The sequence below is a fragment of the Auraticoccus cholistanensis genome (assembly GCF_009742705.1).
GTDB classification, from domain to species: Bacteria; Actinomycetota; Actinomycetes; order Propionibacteriales; family Propionibacteriaceae; genus Auraticoccus; species Auraticoccus cholistanensis.
Map to the genome: position 1 here is coordinate 91,655 of NZ_WPCU01000004.1, position 13,358 is coordinate 105,012.

Consider the following 13,358-nt stretch of genomic DNA (forward strand, 5'->3'; position numbering starts at 1 on the left):
CGTCACCGAGGACGGCCGCCGCGGGCCGTCGCCGGCGACGAGGAGGGCTGTGAGCAGCACTGCCAGGAGCACCCGCCCTCGCCCTGACCCCCGCCCGCCCGGCGCCGCGGCTGCGCCCCCGCCCACTCCTCCGGGCCGGCCCGACCTCAGCGCCCTGGAGCAGGGGAACCGGCTGCGGGCCCGACGCTCACCCCGCTGGATCGCGGCCGGGGTGCTCGCCATCTCCCTCGGCGGGATCGGCGCGGTCCTGCTCTGGGACGGCGCCGTCAGCTCCCAGCAGGTGCTGCGGGTCAACACGCCGGTGGCCCGCGGCGAGGTCGTCGAGCCCGGTGATCTCGGCGCCGTCACCGTGGGGTCGGTCCCCGGGGTGTCGGTGGTCCCCGCCGGTCAGCTCGACGAGCTGGTCGGCCAGCACGCCCTGGTCGACCTGGCCGCGGGCAGCCTCGTCCCCGCGGGCGGCATCGGCGCCCCCGACCTGGCGGAGGGGACCGTCCGGATGGGGCTGTCGCTCGCCCCCGGGCGCGTCCCGTCCGGGCCGCTCACACCGGGCCAGGACGTCCTGCTCATCCCCGTGCCCGCGCCCGACGACACCGCGGCGGCGCCGGGCGAGCGGGCCGTCGCCGCGGTGGTCGACGGACGACCCACCGTCGCGCCGGACGGCGTCTCCACCCTCGTCGACGTCACACTGCGCGCCCGCGACGCCGAGCTGGTCGCCCGGCTGGCCGCCACCGAGCGCCTCGTCCTCGCGCGGGTGTCCTGAGGTGGCGCTGCTCGTGCTGGCCGCCGCGCCCGGCTCGCCCGGCGTGACCGCCACCTGCGTCGGGCTCTCCCTGGTCTGGCCGCGGGACGTGCTGCTCGTCGACGCCGACCGCGACCCCGCCCAGGCGGTGCTGGCCGGCTTCCTGCAGGGCTCCGACGGCCGGGGCCGCGGCCTGGTCGAGCTCGCCCGCGCCCACCGGGAGGGCCGTCCGCTCGAGCGCGAGGTGCTGCACCACACCCTCCCGCTGGCCGAGGACGGAGCCCGCCGCCGGCTCTTCCTGCCCGGCTTCACCCGACCCGGCACCGCCCTGCTGTTCGCCCGGGTCTGGGGCGACCTCGGCCGCGCGCTGCAGAGCCTCGACACGGCCGGGTTCGACGTCGTGGTCGACGCCGGGCGGATCGGCGCCGGAGGACTGCCGCGGGAGCTGCTGTCCGTCGCCGATGCCGTGGCGGTGGTCACCCGCTCCTCGCTGCGGGCCCTGGCCGCCACCCGGCTGTACCTGCCCGACCTGCAGCAGACGGTGGGGCTGACCCGAGGCCAGCTGGGGCTGCTGCTGGTCGGCGAGGGGCAGCCGTACTCCCGCGCCGAGATCAGCGGCCAGTTCGGCCTCCCGGTGTGGTCGGTGCTGGACGACGACCCGGCCGGAGCCGCGGTGCTGTCGGAGGGCGCGCCCCACCCGCGCCGCTTCGGGCAGTCGGCGTACGCCCGGTCGCTGCGGCAGACCGCGCAGACCCTCTCCGAGCTCGTCGCCCGCTCACGCCAGCTCGTCACCGGGGTCGCGCGGTGACCCACTCCCCGCTCGGCGCCGTGCCGCTGTTCCAGCAGCCCCCCGTCCCCGGTGACGCGCCCGCCCCGCCCGCCCCACCCGCGGACGGCCCGCGCACCACCTTCACCGCCGCAGAGGTGGCCGGGACCCACCAGCTCCCCGGCGGCGGCGTGGACTGGGGCCTGGTGGTGGTGCTGCGGCGGCAGGCTTCCTCGGAGATCTCCGCCTCCACCCGGCAGTACCAGGAGGAGCACGGCCGGGCCATGCCCGACGTCGACCGCCGGCTGATGGGGCGGGCCACCATCCGCTCGGTGGTGCGCCGCCACGCCGAGCAGCTCAGCGCGCTCGGGCACGAGCTGTGGCCGATCGAGGTGGAGCGCCGCTACGCCGCCGCGGTCGAGGACGCCGTCTTCGGCTACGGGCGGCTGCAGCCGCTGTTCGACCTGCCCACCGCCGAGAACATCGAGATCCACGGCTGCGACACCGTCACCGTCCAGCACGGCGACGGCCGCCGGGTGGCGCACCCGCCGGTGGCCGACAGCGACGCCGAGCTGGTGGAGGCGATCCGCTTCCTCGGCGAGATGGCCAGCCCCAGCCGGCCCTTTGACGACGCCCACCCGACCATGACCCTCGCCCTGGGCGACCGGTTCCGGCTCCACGCCATCGGCTTCGGGCTCTCGCACCGGCCCTCGGTCACCATCCGTCAGCACCTGCTGACCGACGTCACCCTCGCCGACCTGGCCGACACCGGTCTGCTCCCCGACGACGTGGCGGCCTTCCTCCACGCCGCCGTGCTGGCCCGCAAGTCGGTGGTGATCTCCGGCGACCAGGGGGCGGGCAAGACGACGCTGCTCCGCGCGCTGGTGGCGGCCATCCCGCTGACCGAGCGCTTCGGGACCATCGAGACCGACTACGAGCTGCTGACGCACCTGCTGCCCGGTCGCGGCAACGTGGTCGCCCTGCAGGCCCGGGTGGGGCTCGGCGAGGTCGTCGACGGCCGCCGCCTGGGCGAGTTCAACGTCTCGGACCTGCTGCCGGAGGCGCTGCGGCAGAACCTCACCCGGCTGGTGATCGGCGAGGTCCGCGGCAGCGAGGCCGCGGCCATGTTCGAGGCCATGCAGGCCGGCCCCGGCTCGCTGTCGACCACGCACTCCCGCTCGGCCGCCAGCACCGTCGACCGGCTGGCCTCGCGGGTGGCCCAGGGCGGGGTGCTGACGATGGAGGAGGCCTACCGCCAGATCGCCCACAACATCGACCTGCTGGTGCACGTCAGCCTGGTCGACGACACCTGGCGCGGCGGGCCCCGCACCCGGCGGGTCAGCGAGATCCGCCAGCTCACCGGGGCGGTCGAGAACGGACGTCCCAGCACCCACCTCGTCTACGCCGACGGCCCGGGCGGTGCCTGGTTCAGCCCCGACCCGCAGTTCCTGGCCGACCTGCAGCCCTACGCCTCGACCTGGCGGGCCGACGCGGGAGCCCGACGGTGAGCGAGCTGCTCGCCCTGCTCACCGGTTCGCTGCTCGCGGGGGGCGCGCTCGCCCTGGCCCACGGCCTCCGGCGCCGCCCGCACGGCGAGGCCGTCCGGCCGCGGCTGGGTCTCCGGACCCGCTGGGCCCGGCTGACCCGCCGCCCACCGGGCCGTGCCGGGCGCCGCCGCGACCTGCTGCTCCTCGCCGGCGTGGCGCTGGGAGCCGTCGGCTACCTGGTGACCGGGATCCCGCTGACCCTGCTGCTGGTGCCGGCGGCGGTGGTGGGGCTGCCCTGGCTGCTGGCCGAGCCGGTCAACCGCGACCTGGAGCTGCTGCGGGCCCTGGACCGCTGGGTCCGCACGATGACCGCGACGCTGCAGACGGGGCAGTCGGTGCCGGACGCGCTGCGGGCCTCCGTCCGGCAGGCACCGGACCTGCTCGCCGACGACCTCCGGCTGGTCGCGGCACGCCTGGACGACCGCTGGACCGTCCGCGAAGCGCTGCTGGCCATGGCCGACTCGCTCGACAGCCCGGACGCCGACACCGTGCTGGCCGCGCTGGTGCTGGCCTCGGAGCGGGGCGGCACCGGCGTCGCCACCACGCTGCGCGAGCTCTCCGAGGCCAGCCAGGACCGGCTCCGCTCGATGCGCGAGGTCGAGGTGGAGCGGGCGAAACCCCGCATCGTCGTCCGCCAGGTCACCGTCATCACCGTGGTGGTGCTGGGCGTGGCCCTCGTCGTCGTCCGCGACTTCTTCAGCCCCTACGCCACGCCGCTGGGCCAGGCCCTGCTCGCCGCGCTGCTGGCGGCCTACGCCGCGTCCCTGGTGTGGCTGCGCCGGCTGACCGTGCCGCCCCGCCGTGAACGCATCCTGACCGCGGAGCCGCTGCGGTGACGGCGCACCTGAGCACCCTCCTGGTGGTGCTGACCGGCGCCCTGCTCGCGGGTGGGCTGGTGCTGCTGCTGCGGGCCCTGGTCCCGGCGACGCCGCGGCTGGCCGACGCGCTGGAGCTGCTCGCCGTGGAGACCGGGCCCACCGCCCGGGTGGAGCCCGACCCCTCGGCCGCGCCGCGCGGTCGCGGCGAGCGGCTGGGCGCCTGGCTGCACCGGCACTCGCCGCAGCCGGTGACCGCGCGTCAGCTCCAGCTGCTCGACCTGCGGGGCCAGACGCTGACGGCCTTCTTCACCGAGAAGCTGCTGATGGCGGTGGTCGGTGCGCTGCTGCCGCTGCTGGTGAGCGCCTGCCTGATGCTGCTGGTCGACGTGTCCCTGGCGGTCCCCGTGCTGGCGACCCTGGCCGGGGCGGTGGCGGGCTGGTTCGTGCCCGACCTGGGGCTGCACCGCGGCGAGCGGGCGGCCCGCACCGCGGCCAGCGAGGCGCTCTTCGCCTACTTCGACCTGGTGGTGCTGGAGCGGCTGGCGAACCGCTCGGCCACCCAGGCCCTGCAGGCGGCCGCCGCCATGTCGAGCAGCCCGCTGTTCCTGCGGATCCAGGCCGCGCTGGAGCGGGCGAGGCTCGAGCAGCGTCCGCCCTGGCCGGGGCTGTCCCGGCTGGCCGAGCAGCTCGACCTGCCGCAGCTGGCCGACCTGGCCGACGTGATGAGCCTGGACGAGACCGGCGCGCCGCTCGCGGCGACGCTGCGGGCCCGCGTCCGCGAGCTGCGCGACGCCCACCGCAACGACGTCACCATCGCCGCGCAGGAGGTCTCGGAGCGGATGTCGGTGGTGATGGTGGTGCCGGCCATGGTCTTCGGGCTGATCTTCCTGGTGCCCCCGCTGCTGCGGCTGGTGGGCCCGTGACATCCGCCTGTGGACAACTCCCCCGGGGCGCCCTGCCGCCCCGTCGACCCGTGCAGACTTCGAGCTCGAGGAGGAAGCAGATGCAGAAGCTGTTGGCCCTGGTGGTCGGGTTCTGGCTGGAGCCCGGCCCGCGCCGCGACGAGCGAGGGCTCTCCCAGTCGACCGAGAACGCCATCCTGCTCGCGGGCGCCATCGCGGTGGCCACCATCGTGGTCACCGCGGTGACGCTCTACGTGCGCGCCAGGATGCCGGGCGGCGAGTGACCGGCCCGGGTCGCCGCGACGAGCGGGGCATGACCGAGTCCGTGCAGTGGGCTCTGGTCGTCCCCGTCGTGCTGGCGACCCTGCTCGGCGCCGTCCAGGTCGCCACCTGGGTGCACGGACGCAACACCGTGCGGCACGCGGCGGCCGCCGCCGCCGAGGCGGCGGCCGTGTCCACCGGTGGTGCCGCCGGCGCGGAGGCGTCCCGGGTGGCCGAGCAGGTGGCGGCGGCCGGCGGCCTGGACGCGGTGCAGGTCGTGGTCCGCAGCCATCCCGACCGGGTGGAGGTGGCCGTCACCGGGGACGTGGCCCTGGTCGTCGACCTGGGGCTGGGCTCGGTCTCGGCCCAGGCCGCCGCACCCCGGGAGCGGGTCTCGTGACGGCCGCGACCCACCGCGGCGAGCGCGGTGCCGTGGCCACCGAGCTGGTGCTGCTGGTGCCGTCCCTGGTCGTGGTGGTCGGCCTGCTGGTGGCCGGCGGGCGGATCTGGCTGGCGCGGCAGTCGCTGGAGGAGGCCGCCGCCGGCGGGGCGCGCGCCGCCTCGCTGGCGCGCAGCGCCGCCTCGGCCCGGCAGCTGGCCGAGGAGTCCGTGCAGGCCAACGTGACCACGGCCGGGATGACCTGCGCCCCGATGGTGCTGGACGTCGACACGTCCGGCTTCGCCGTCGCGCCCGGGGTGCCGGCGTCGGTGACCACGACGGTCACCTGCCGGATCTCGCTGTCCGACGTGGCCGTCCCCGGGCTGCCCGGCGCCATGACCCTCAGCGCGGACGGCGAGTCGGCGCTCGACACCTTCCGGAGCCGGTGATGAGGCTGCTGCGCGGTCTGGCCGCCCTGACGGCGCTGCTGGCGCTGCTGGTCGGCGCCCCGGCGCTGCTGCTCGCCGGCGGACGGCTCCCCGAGGTCCCGACCGGTTGGTCCTCGCTGCGGCAGTCGCTGACGGCCGTCGACGACGGCTCCTGGGTGCTGGGCGTCCTCACCGTCCTCGGGTGGCTGGCGTGGTGCGCGCTGCTGGCCTCGACCGGGGCGGAGCTGGTGGCGCTGACCCGCGGCCACCGGGTGCGGCTGCCCGGACTGGCCCTTCCCCAGCAGCTGGTGCGGCCGCTGCTGGTGGCGGTCCTCGGGCTGGCGCTGAGCCCCTCGGCCAGCTCGTCGGCGGCGACCCCCGTGACGGGCCCGCCGCCGGGTCCGGACCCGGTCCTCGCCGGACCCTCGCGGCCGGTGGACCCGCCGGCGGAGAGCAGCCGTCCCGGCGAGACCGTGCACCAGGTCGTGGCCGGCGACGACCTGTGGAGCCTGGCGGAGCAGTACTACGGCGACGGGTCCCGGTGGCGCCGCATCGCGGAGGCCAACCCCACCCTGCTGACCGGCGGCGCCGACCACCTCGAACCCGGCTGGCGGCTCGTGGTGCCAGGGGCCGCCCGTCCGGCGGCCGGGACCGTCACCGTGGCCGCCGGTGACACGCTCAGCGGGCTGGCCCGGCAGCACCTGGGTGACCCCGGGCGGTGGCCCGAGCTCGCCGCCGCCAACCGCGAGGTGCTGGACGACCCGGACCTGCTGCCCGTCGGGCTGGTGCTCCGGCTCCCCGACGCGGCCGCCGCCCCCGCCGTCGAGGAGCAGCCGGACGCCCAGCCGACCCCGACGGCTCCCAGCACCCGGACGGCTCCTCGCACCCCGACGGCTCCCCGCACCCCGGGAGCGACCCCGACCCCGGAGGCGAGGCCGACCCCGGAGGCGAGGCCGACCCCGGAGGCGAGGCCAACCCCGGCCCCCGACCGGCCGGCACCGGAGCCCGGGACGGCACCTGCGCCGGTGGAGGCCGGGCCCGGACGGTCCGACGACGACCTGGACCGGTTGGCCCGCGTCGGGATCGTGGGCAGCACCGGCGGGCTGCTGGCCGCGGCCGTGGTGGGTGGCCTGGCCTACCGCCGCTCGGTCCAGCTCGCCACCCGGCCGGCCGGACGACGCCCGCTCGTCCCGGCAGCGGCCGCGCAGCGGGTCCGCGCCGCGCTGGCGCAGCACCAGGAGCCGCTCACCCTCGCCCACCTCGGCTGGGTCCAGCGGGCGGTGGCCGGGCACTGCCGCCGGGCCGCCGCGCCGGTGCCGGAGCTGGACCACGTGCGGGTGGAGGCCGAGCGCATCAGCCTGCTGCTCACCAGCACCCCTGTGCCGGCGCCGCCCGGGTTCGACTCCCGGACCGAGCTGGTGCCCGGGCCGGACGGCCCCCGCCTGCTCACCACCTGGGAGCTGGACGCCGTCCGCTGGCAGCAGCAGCGGGACCGGCTGCCGGCGGAGGACGAGGACGTCGCCTGGCCGGCGTTGGTGTCCCTCGGTGTGCAGGACGACGCCACGGTGCTGGTCTGCCTGCGCCGGCTGGGGCTGACCGAGGTCGTCGGCCCCTCGGCCGGCGTGGTCGAGTCGGCGGTCGCCGCCCTGCTGCTCGAGCTCGGCTGCAGCGGCTGGGCGGGGCAGGTCCGGGTCGGCGTGGTGGGCCGCACCGGACGCGACGTGGCCGCCGCCGCCGACCTGCCCTCGCTGACCGTCCACGACCACCTTGAGCCGGTGCTCTCGGCCGCCGAGCGGCGCTGGCAGGCACAGCGGGTGGCCCAGGGTCATCCCGACGTGCGCCGGCTGCACCCGGAGGCCGACACCGCCTGGGCGCCGGAGGTGCTGCTGGTCTCGACGCCGCCGGAGCCCTCGCAGTGGGCGCGGCTGCGGCGCCTGGTGGACGAGGGAGCCCCGCTGGGGGTCGTGGTCGCCACCACCGGCGGGCCCGAGGCCGGCGGTCCCCGGAGCGCAGCCACCTCCCGGCTCGCGCTCGCGGGCGACGGCGACCGCGCCGAGCTGGTGCGGCCGGGGCACCCCCCGCTGGTCCTGGTCCCGCAGCTCGTGGCGCCCGAGGTGCGTGCCGCGGTGGCCGAGCTGCTCCGGGTCACCGGCAGCGACAGCACCCAGCCGGGGCCCTGGTGGGCGGCCGAGGACGACGTGGCCGCCCGCAGAGGGGCGGGACCACCGCCGGCCCGGTCGGCACCGGACGCGCCCGAGCTCATGGCAGGCGGCCTCCAGTCCGGTGCAGCAGCGCCCCTGTCCCGCCTGCCCAGCACCCACCCCGAGGAGGTCCCGGTCGTGAGCAGCGCCCCCGCTCACGCGGCGATGACCGCCGCGGGGCCGACGGTGCTCCTGCTCGGCCCCGTCGAGCTGGTGGGCGCCCGCGGCACGCCGCCGAGCCGGGCGGTCAAGCAGTGCGTGGAGTACTGCGCCTGGCTGCTGGAGAACCCCGGACGGACCGCCCCCGCCATGGCTGCCTCGCTGGTGGTGGCCGAGGGCACCCGGCGCTCGAACATGAGCCGGCTGCGCAGCTGGCTGGGGACGGACGAGGACGGCGAGCCCTACCTGCCCGACGCCTACTCCGGCCGCATCTCCCTGCACCCCGGGGTCGGCTCGGACTGGGACGAGCTCCGCGCCCTGGTCGGCGGCGGGGTGCCCACCGCCCGCACCGAGGCCCTGGTCACCGCGCTCCGCCTGGTCCGCGGGGCCCCGCTGGCCGACGCCGCCCCCGGGCAGTGGGGATGGGCCGAGGAGCTGCGGGTCGAGATGCTCTGCACGGTCCGCGACATCGCCCTCGTGGTCGCCGACCGCGCGCTGGCCGCCGGTGACCTCGACCTGGCCCGGTGGGCGGCGGCGCGCGGGTTGACCGTCAGCCCCGACGACGAGCGGCTGCTCACCGCGCGGCTCCGCACGGAGCACCAGGCGGGCAACCGGGGCGAGGTGGAGCGGCTGGCCCGCCGGATCACCCGCTCCGCACGGGTGCTCGGCGTGGACCTGGACGAGGAGACGGTGCTCGTGCTGCAGCAGGTGATGGAGGGGCGGCTGCGTGCCCGCGACGCCTGACGCAGAAGACGCCGGACCCGTAAGTCGGAGAGGATGGTCGGATGGACCTGGAGCAGAACCTGCAGACCCTGGTGTCCCAGGCGCAGCGCGAGCAGCGCGCGCCCTCGGTCACGGCCGCGCTCGTCGCCGACGGGAAGGTGGTGGCCAGCGCCAGTGCGGGGTCGAGAGACGGCCGGCGCGGCAGCCCGCCCGCCGACGCCGACACCCAGTACCGGATCGGCTCCATCTCCAAGACGTTCACCGCGGCGCTGGTGATGCGGCTGCGTGACGAGGGCGTGCTCGCCGTCGAGGACCCGCTGGAGCGCCACGTCCCCGGCACACCCATCGGCTCCGTCACGCTGGGCCAGCTGCTCAGCCACACCTCGGGGCTGCGGGCCGAGACCGAGCCGCCGTGGTGGGAGCGGAGCGCCGGCTACCCCTTCGACGAGCTCGTGCCGCAGCTGCGGCTGGTGCACCCGCCGGGCTCGCGCCACCACTACTCCAACGTCGGCTTCGGCGTGCTGGCCGAGGTGGTGGCCCGCCACCGAGGGGTGTCCTGGGACGAGTCGGTGCGCACCGAGCTGCTCGAGCCGCTGGGGATGACGCGGACGTCCGCCCGTCCCGAGGCCCCGCACGCCGAGGGCCGCGCCCGCCACCCCCACGCCGACCTGCTGATGCCCGAGCCGGAGCACCACCACGGCTCGATGGCCGCCGCCGGGCAGCTGTGGTCCACCGTGGCCGACCTCGCCACCTGGTCGGAGTTCCTGCGCTCCGGCCACCCCGACGTGCTGTCGGCCGACACGCTGGCCGAGATGCGGCGCCCGATCGGTCTGCACGACCTGCCGGGGCAGCCCTGGGGCTCCGCCCACGGGCTCGGGCTGGAGGTGGCCAACGTGGCCGGGCGGCGCCGGATCGGCCACGGCGGGTCGATGCCGGGCTTCCTGGCCGCGCTGCGGGTCGACGTCGAGTCCGGCCGCGGGGTGCTGGTGATGACCAACACCACCGCCGGGCTGTCCGCCACGCTGCTGCCGTCGCTGTGGGAGCTGGTCGAGGAGCACCTGCCCGTCCCGGTCGAGCCCTGGTACGCCGACCCCGCGCAGACCGAGCTGCTGGAGCTGGCCGGGCCCTGGTACTGGGGCCCGGCGCCCTACCACCTGTCCACGCTGGCCGACGGCTGGATCGACCTGTCCCCGGTGGGGCTCGGCCGCGGCTCGAGGTTCCGGCCGACCGGCTCGGACCGGTGGGTCGGCACCAGCGGCTACTACGACGGCGAGACGCTGGCCGTGGTCCGCCGCGACGGCGTCCCCCACCACCTTGACCTGGCCTCGTTCCGCTTCACCCGCACCCCCTACGACCCCGACGCCGACCTGCCCGGTGGCGTCACGGGGGAGTGGGGCTGAGCCGGCCCGCCTACGAGGCGGCGGGCTCCACGTCGGAGAACAGGCCGGTGAAGGTCGTGCCTGTGGCGGTGAGCCTGCCGACCAGCTCCGCGGCCGCGGGCGTGGTGACCGCCGCGGCGGCGTCGTCGTAGGTGTCGAAGTACAGGTCGAGCGTCCGGTAGGCCGGGGTGGGGGTGCCGTCCTCCTTGGGCCACACCTTGGCCGCCTCCTGGCGCCGAAGCCGGGGGAGCTGCCCGGCGAGGTCGGCGACCCCGGCGTAGGCGGCCTCGAACGCCGCCGGGTCGGTGGGTTGTCGACGATGAACGTGATCTTGGTGGTCATGGTGTCCTCCTGCTGGTGGTCGTGGGTGGTCGTGGGTCTGGTCAGCGGCCGGCGGTCTCGAGCAGGCGCAGCCAGATCTCGCTGACGGTGGGGTAGGCGGGGACGGCGTGCCAGAGCCGGTCGAGGGGCACCTCGGCCGTGATGGCGATGGTGGCGGCGTGGAGCAGCTCGCCGACGTCGGGTCCGACGGCGGTGAACCCGACGAGCCGGTCCGTGTCCTCGTCGACGAGCATGCTGGCCCGGCCGGTGTAGCCGTCGGCGTGCAGGGCGGCGCCGGCCACCGCGCCGAGGTCGTACTCGACCGCGCGGACGGCGAGCCCGGCCGCCGCGGCGCTGGCCACGGTGTGGCCGACCGAGGCGATCTCGGGGTCGGTGAAGACGACCTGCGGGACCGCCCGGCTGTCGGCGGTCGGCGTGTGGCGCCCCCAGGGGGCGTCCTCCACCGCGGCGCCGGTCGCGCGGGCCACGATGACGTCGCCGACGGCGCGGGCCTGGTACTTGCCCTGGTGGGTGACCAGCGCCCGCCGGTTGACGTCGCCGGCGGCGTACAGCCAGCCGCCGTCGACCGGACGGCCGTCCGCGTCCACCACGCGCAGGGTGTCGTCGACCGGCAGCCAGGCCCCGGGCGTGAGGCCCAGGACCTCCATCCCGAGGTCGTCGCTGTTGGGCCTGCGGCCGGTGGCGACGAGGACCTCGTCCGCGACGACCGTCTCCCCGTCGGCGAGGGCGATGTGCACGCTGCCCGAGCGGTCGCGGGTCACGGCGGTCGGCGTGGCGCCGATCATCACCCGCACCCCCGCCTCCTCGAGGGCGGCGACGACCGCGGCGGACGCGTACGGCTCCACGGTGGGAAGGACGCCGTCGCGGGCGAGAAAGGTGATGTCGGAGCCGAGGGCGTTGAACGCAGTCGCCATCTCCGTGCCGACCACCCCGCCGCCGATGATGGCGAGCCGGGCCGGGACGTGGTCGGTCGAGACCGCCTCCCGGTTGGTCCACACCGCGGCGTCGGACAGACCGGGGACCGGCGGCAGCGCCGGGCTGCTGCCGGTGGCCACCACGACGGCGTGCCGGGCGGTGAGGGTGACGGTGGAGCCGTCCGCGGCCGTGACGGCGACCTCCCTGCGGCCGGCGATCCGGCCGTGGCCGCGGACCAGGGTGATGCCGGCCTGCTCCAGCCAGGACACCTGGCCGTCGTCCTGCCAGCCGGAGGCGAACCGGTCCCGTCGCGCCAGGACGGCCGCGGGGTCCAGCTCGCCGGTCACCGCCGCGGCGGCAGCCGGCAGCCGGCGGACCGCGCGCAGGGCGGCGGCGTCCCGGAGCAGCGCCTTGGTGGGCATGCACGCCCAGTAGGAGCACTCGCCGCCGACCAGCTCGGACTCGACGACCGCGGCGGTGAGACCGCCCTGCACGACCCGGTCGGCGACGTTCTCCCCGACCGGACCGGCGCCGATGACGACGACGTCGTACTCGCTCATCGGTCCGAGCCCTTCGAGACGCGGTGCAGGCGGACGGCGGAGACCAGGAAGAACACGCCGCCGAGGGTCGCGTAGCCGGCGAGGCCGACGAGCGAGGCCGAGGGTCCGCCCGACTGCAGGACGAACCCGGTGCCGGCGAGGACGGAGATGCCGCCGCTGAGGATCATGGCCCACTGCCCGCCGAGGGAGCGGCGGGTGATGGCCACGGCGAGCTGCACGGCTCCGGCGGTGACGGCCCACACGCCCCACACGACGAGCACGCCGCGCAGCCCGGAGCCGACCGCGACGGCGAGACCGACGGCGGTGAGCAGGCTGAGGCCCATGTTGACCAGCAGCAGGGGAGCCGGACGGCTGGCGCGGGAGGCGCGGTGGTCGACCACCGCGGCGGCCAGGTCGAAGGTCGGGTACAGCAGCAGGAGCACGGTGGTGACCGCGCCGATGGTGGGCGAGGCGGTCAGGGCCAGCAGAGCCGCCCAGACGACGGCGAAGCCGAAGCGGACGAGGTAGAGGTTGCGCAGCGCGGTCGAGATCGTCGCCGGACGCTGCTCGGTGGAGGTGGTCATGGAGGTCCTGTCAGTCGGATCGGAGGTAGAATGACTAGTCACTCTACTAAGCAGGACGGTAGCCCTGCGGTGTTCGATGCGCAAGGCCGGGGAGGGAGGAGCGCCTATGATCGGGGCCGTGACGGGGTCGATGCGGGACCGGTTGGTCGACGCCGCGACCGAGCTGTTCTACGCCGACGGGCTCCGCGCCGTGAGTGTGGACAAGGTGATCGAGCGGGCCCGGACGACGAAGGTGACCTTCTACCGGCACTTCAAGAGCAAGGACGACCTCGTCGTCGCCCACCTGCAGCGCCGTGCCGAGCAGGAGCGGGAGGGCATCACCGCGGCTGTCGAGCGCGCCGGCGGCGACCCGGACCGGGCGTTCCAGCTGATCTCGGAGGCGCTGGGCACGATGGCCTGCGAGCCAGGGTTCCGCGGCTGCCCGTTCATCAACGCCGCCGCCGAGTACCCCGAACCCACCAGCAGCGTCCGCAGGACCGTGGACGCACACCGCGCCTGGTGCAAGGCCGCCTTCGCCCGGATCGTCGAACCCCTGCAGCTGGCCGACCCCGACGGGGTCGCCGACGACCTCATGCTGATCCGCGACGGCGCCATGGTCGCCGGCTACCTGGACGCCGGTGAGGCCGTCGCCGCCTCCTTCCTGCGCAGCTGCCGGGCCGTCACCGGCCGCTGAGCC

Annotated in this window: 14 protein-coding genes; 11 read left to right on the plus strand and 3 right to left on the minus strand. The window is 76.4% G+C overall.

Annotation, left to right across the window (positions count from 1 at the left end):
- Positions 1-49: 49 nt before the first annotated feature.
- The 10 genes from GC722_RS03035 to GC722_RS03075 all read left to right on the plus strand — a co-directional run bounded on the left by GC722_RS03035 (position 50) and on the right by GC722_RS03075 (position 10,323).
- Positions 50-760, plus strand: coding sequence for an SAF domain-containing protein (locus GC722_RS03035; RefSeq protein WP_197429727.1), 711 nt, complete (start codon positions 50-52; stop codon positions 758-760).
- Position 761: 1 nt separating this feature from the next.
- Complete coding sequence (locus GC722_RS03040) at positions 762-1,547, plus strand: hypothetical protein (protein WP_156607887.1); 786 nt, start codon at positions 762-764, stop codon at positions 1,545-1,547.
- Positions 1,544-3,013 carry a CpaF family protein gene (locus GC722_RS03045; protein ID WP_331714337.1) on the plus strand — a complete coding sequence of 490 codons (1,470 nt, stop codon included), beginning with the start codon at positions 1,544-1,546 and terminating at the stop codon, positions 3,011-3,013. Before GC722_RS03040 ends, GC722_RS03045 begins: the two co-directional genes overlap by 4 nt.
- Positions 3,010-3,888 (plus strand): type II secretion system F family protein, encoded by an 879-nt coding sequence (locus GC722_RS03050; protein WP_156607888.1) that lies wholly within the window; start codon positions 3,010-3,012, stop codon positions 3,886-3,888. The genes GC722_RS03045 and GC722_RS03050 overlap by 4 nt, the downstream gene beginning before the upstream one ends.
- Positions 3,885-4,793 (plus strand): hypothetical protein, encoded by a 909-nt coding sequence (locus tag GC722_RS03055; RefSeq protein ID WP_156607890.1) that lies wholly within the window; start codon positions 3,885-3,887, stop codon positions 4,791-4,793. Before GC722_RS03050 ends, GC722_RS03055 begins: the two co-directional genes overlap by 4 nt.
- 80 nt (positions 4,794-4,873) lie before the next feature.
- Entirely contained in the window at positions 4,874-5,056 is a 183-nt protein-coding gene (locus GC722_RS03060; protein WP_156607892.1) for a hypothetical protein, read from the plus strand.
- Positions 5,057-5,085: 29 nt separating this feature from the next.
- On the plus strand, positions 5,086-5,433 hold the full coding sequence (locus GC722_RS03065) for a TadE/TadG family type IV pilus assembly protein (RefSeq protein ID WP_156607894.1): 348 nt from the start codon (positions 5,086-5,088) through the stop codon (positions 5,431-5,433).
- Entirely contained in the window at positions 5,430-5,861 is a 432-nt protein-coding gene (locus GC722_RS17540) for a TadE/TadG family type IV pilus assembly protein (protein ID WP_197429728.1), read from the plus strand. The genes GC722_RS03065 and GC722_RS17540 overlap by 4 nt, the downstream gene beginning before the upstream one ends.
- Positions 5,861-8,944 (plus strand): LysM peptidoglycan-binding domain-containing protein, encoded by a 3,084-nt coding sequence (locus GC722_RS18815; RefSeq protein WP_156607896.1) that lies wholly within the window; start codon positions 5,861-5,863, stop codon positions 8,942-8,944. Before GC722_RS17540 ends, GC722_RS18815 begins: the two co-directional genes overlap by 1 nt.
- Before the next feature lie 41 nt (positions 8,945-8,985).
- Entirely contained in the window at positions 8,986-10,323 is a 1,338-nt protein-coding gene (locus GC722_RS03075; RefSeq protein ID WP_156607898.1) for a serine hydrolase domain-containing protein, read from the plus strand.
- 10 nt (positions 10,324-10,333) lie between these two features.
- Here GC722_RS03075 and GC722_RS17545 read toward each other — a convergent pair whose 3' ends face one another.
- From GC722_RS17545 to GC722_RS03090, 3 genes are all read right to left on the minus strand, one after another.
- Entirely contained in the window at positions 10,334-10,519 is a 186-nt protein-coding gene (locus GC722_RS17545) for a hypothetical protein (protein ID WP_197429729.1), read from the minus strand.
- Between the two features lie 166 nt (positions 10,520-10,685).
- The gene (locus tag GC722_RS03085; protein ID WP_156607900.1) at positions 10,686-12,119 is read right to left on the minus strand and encodes a dihydrolipoyl dehydrogenase family protein; all 1,434 of its coding nucleotides are present in this window, start codon (positions 12,117-12,119) and stop codon (positions 10,686-10,688) included.
- Positions 12,116-12,682, minus strand: coding sequence for a hypothetical protein (locus GC722_RS03090; RefSeq protein WP_156607902.1), 567 nt, complete (start codon positions 12,680-12,682; stop codon positions 12,116-12,118). Before GC722_RS03090 ends, GC722_RS03085 begins: the two co-directional genes overlap by 4 nt.
- A gap of 118 nt (positions 12,683-12,800) precedes the next feature.
- On the opposite strand from GC722_RS03090, the gene GC722_RS03095 reads away from it, so the two are divergent.
- Positions 12,801-13,355, plus strand: coding sequence for a TetR/AcrR family transcriptional regulator (locus tag GC722_RS03095; RefSeq protein WP_197429730.1), 555 nt, complete (start codon positions 12,801-12,803; stop codon positions 13,353-13,355).
- Positions 13,356-13,358: the final 3 nt, after the last annotated feature.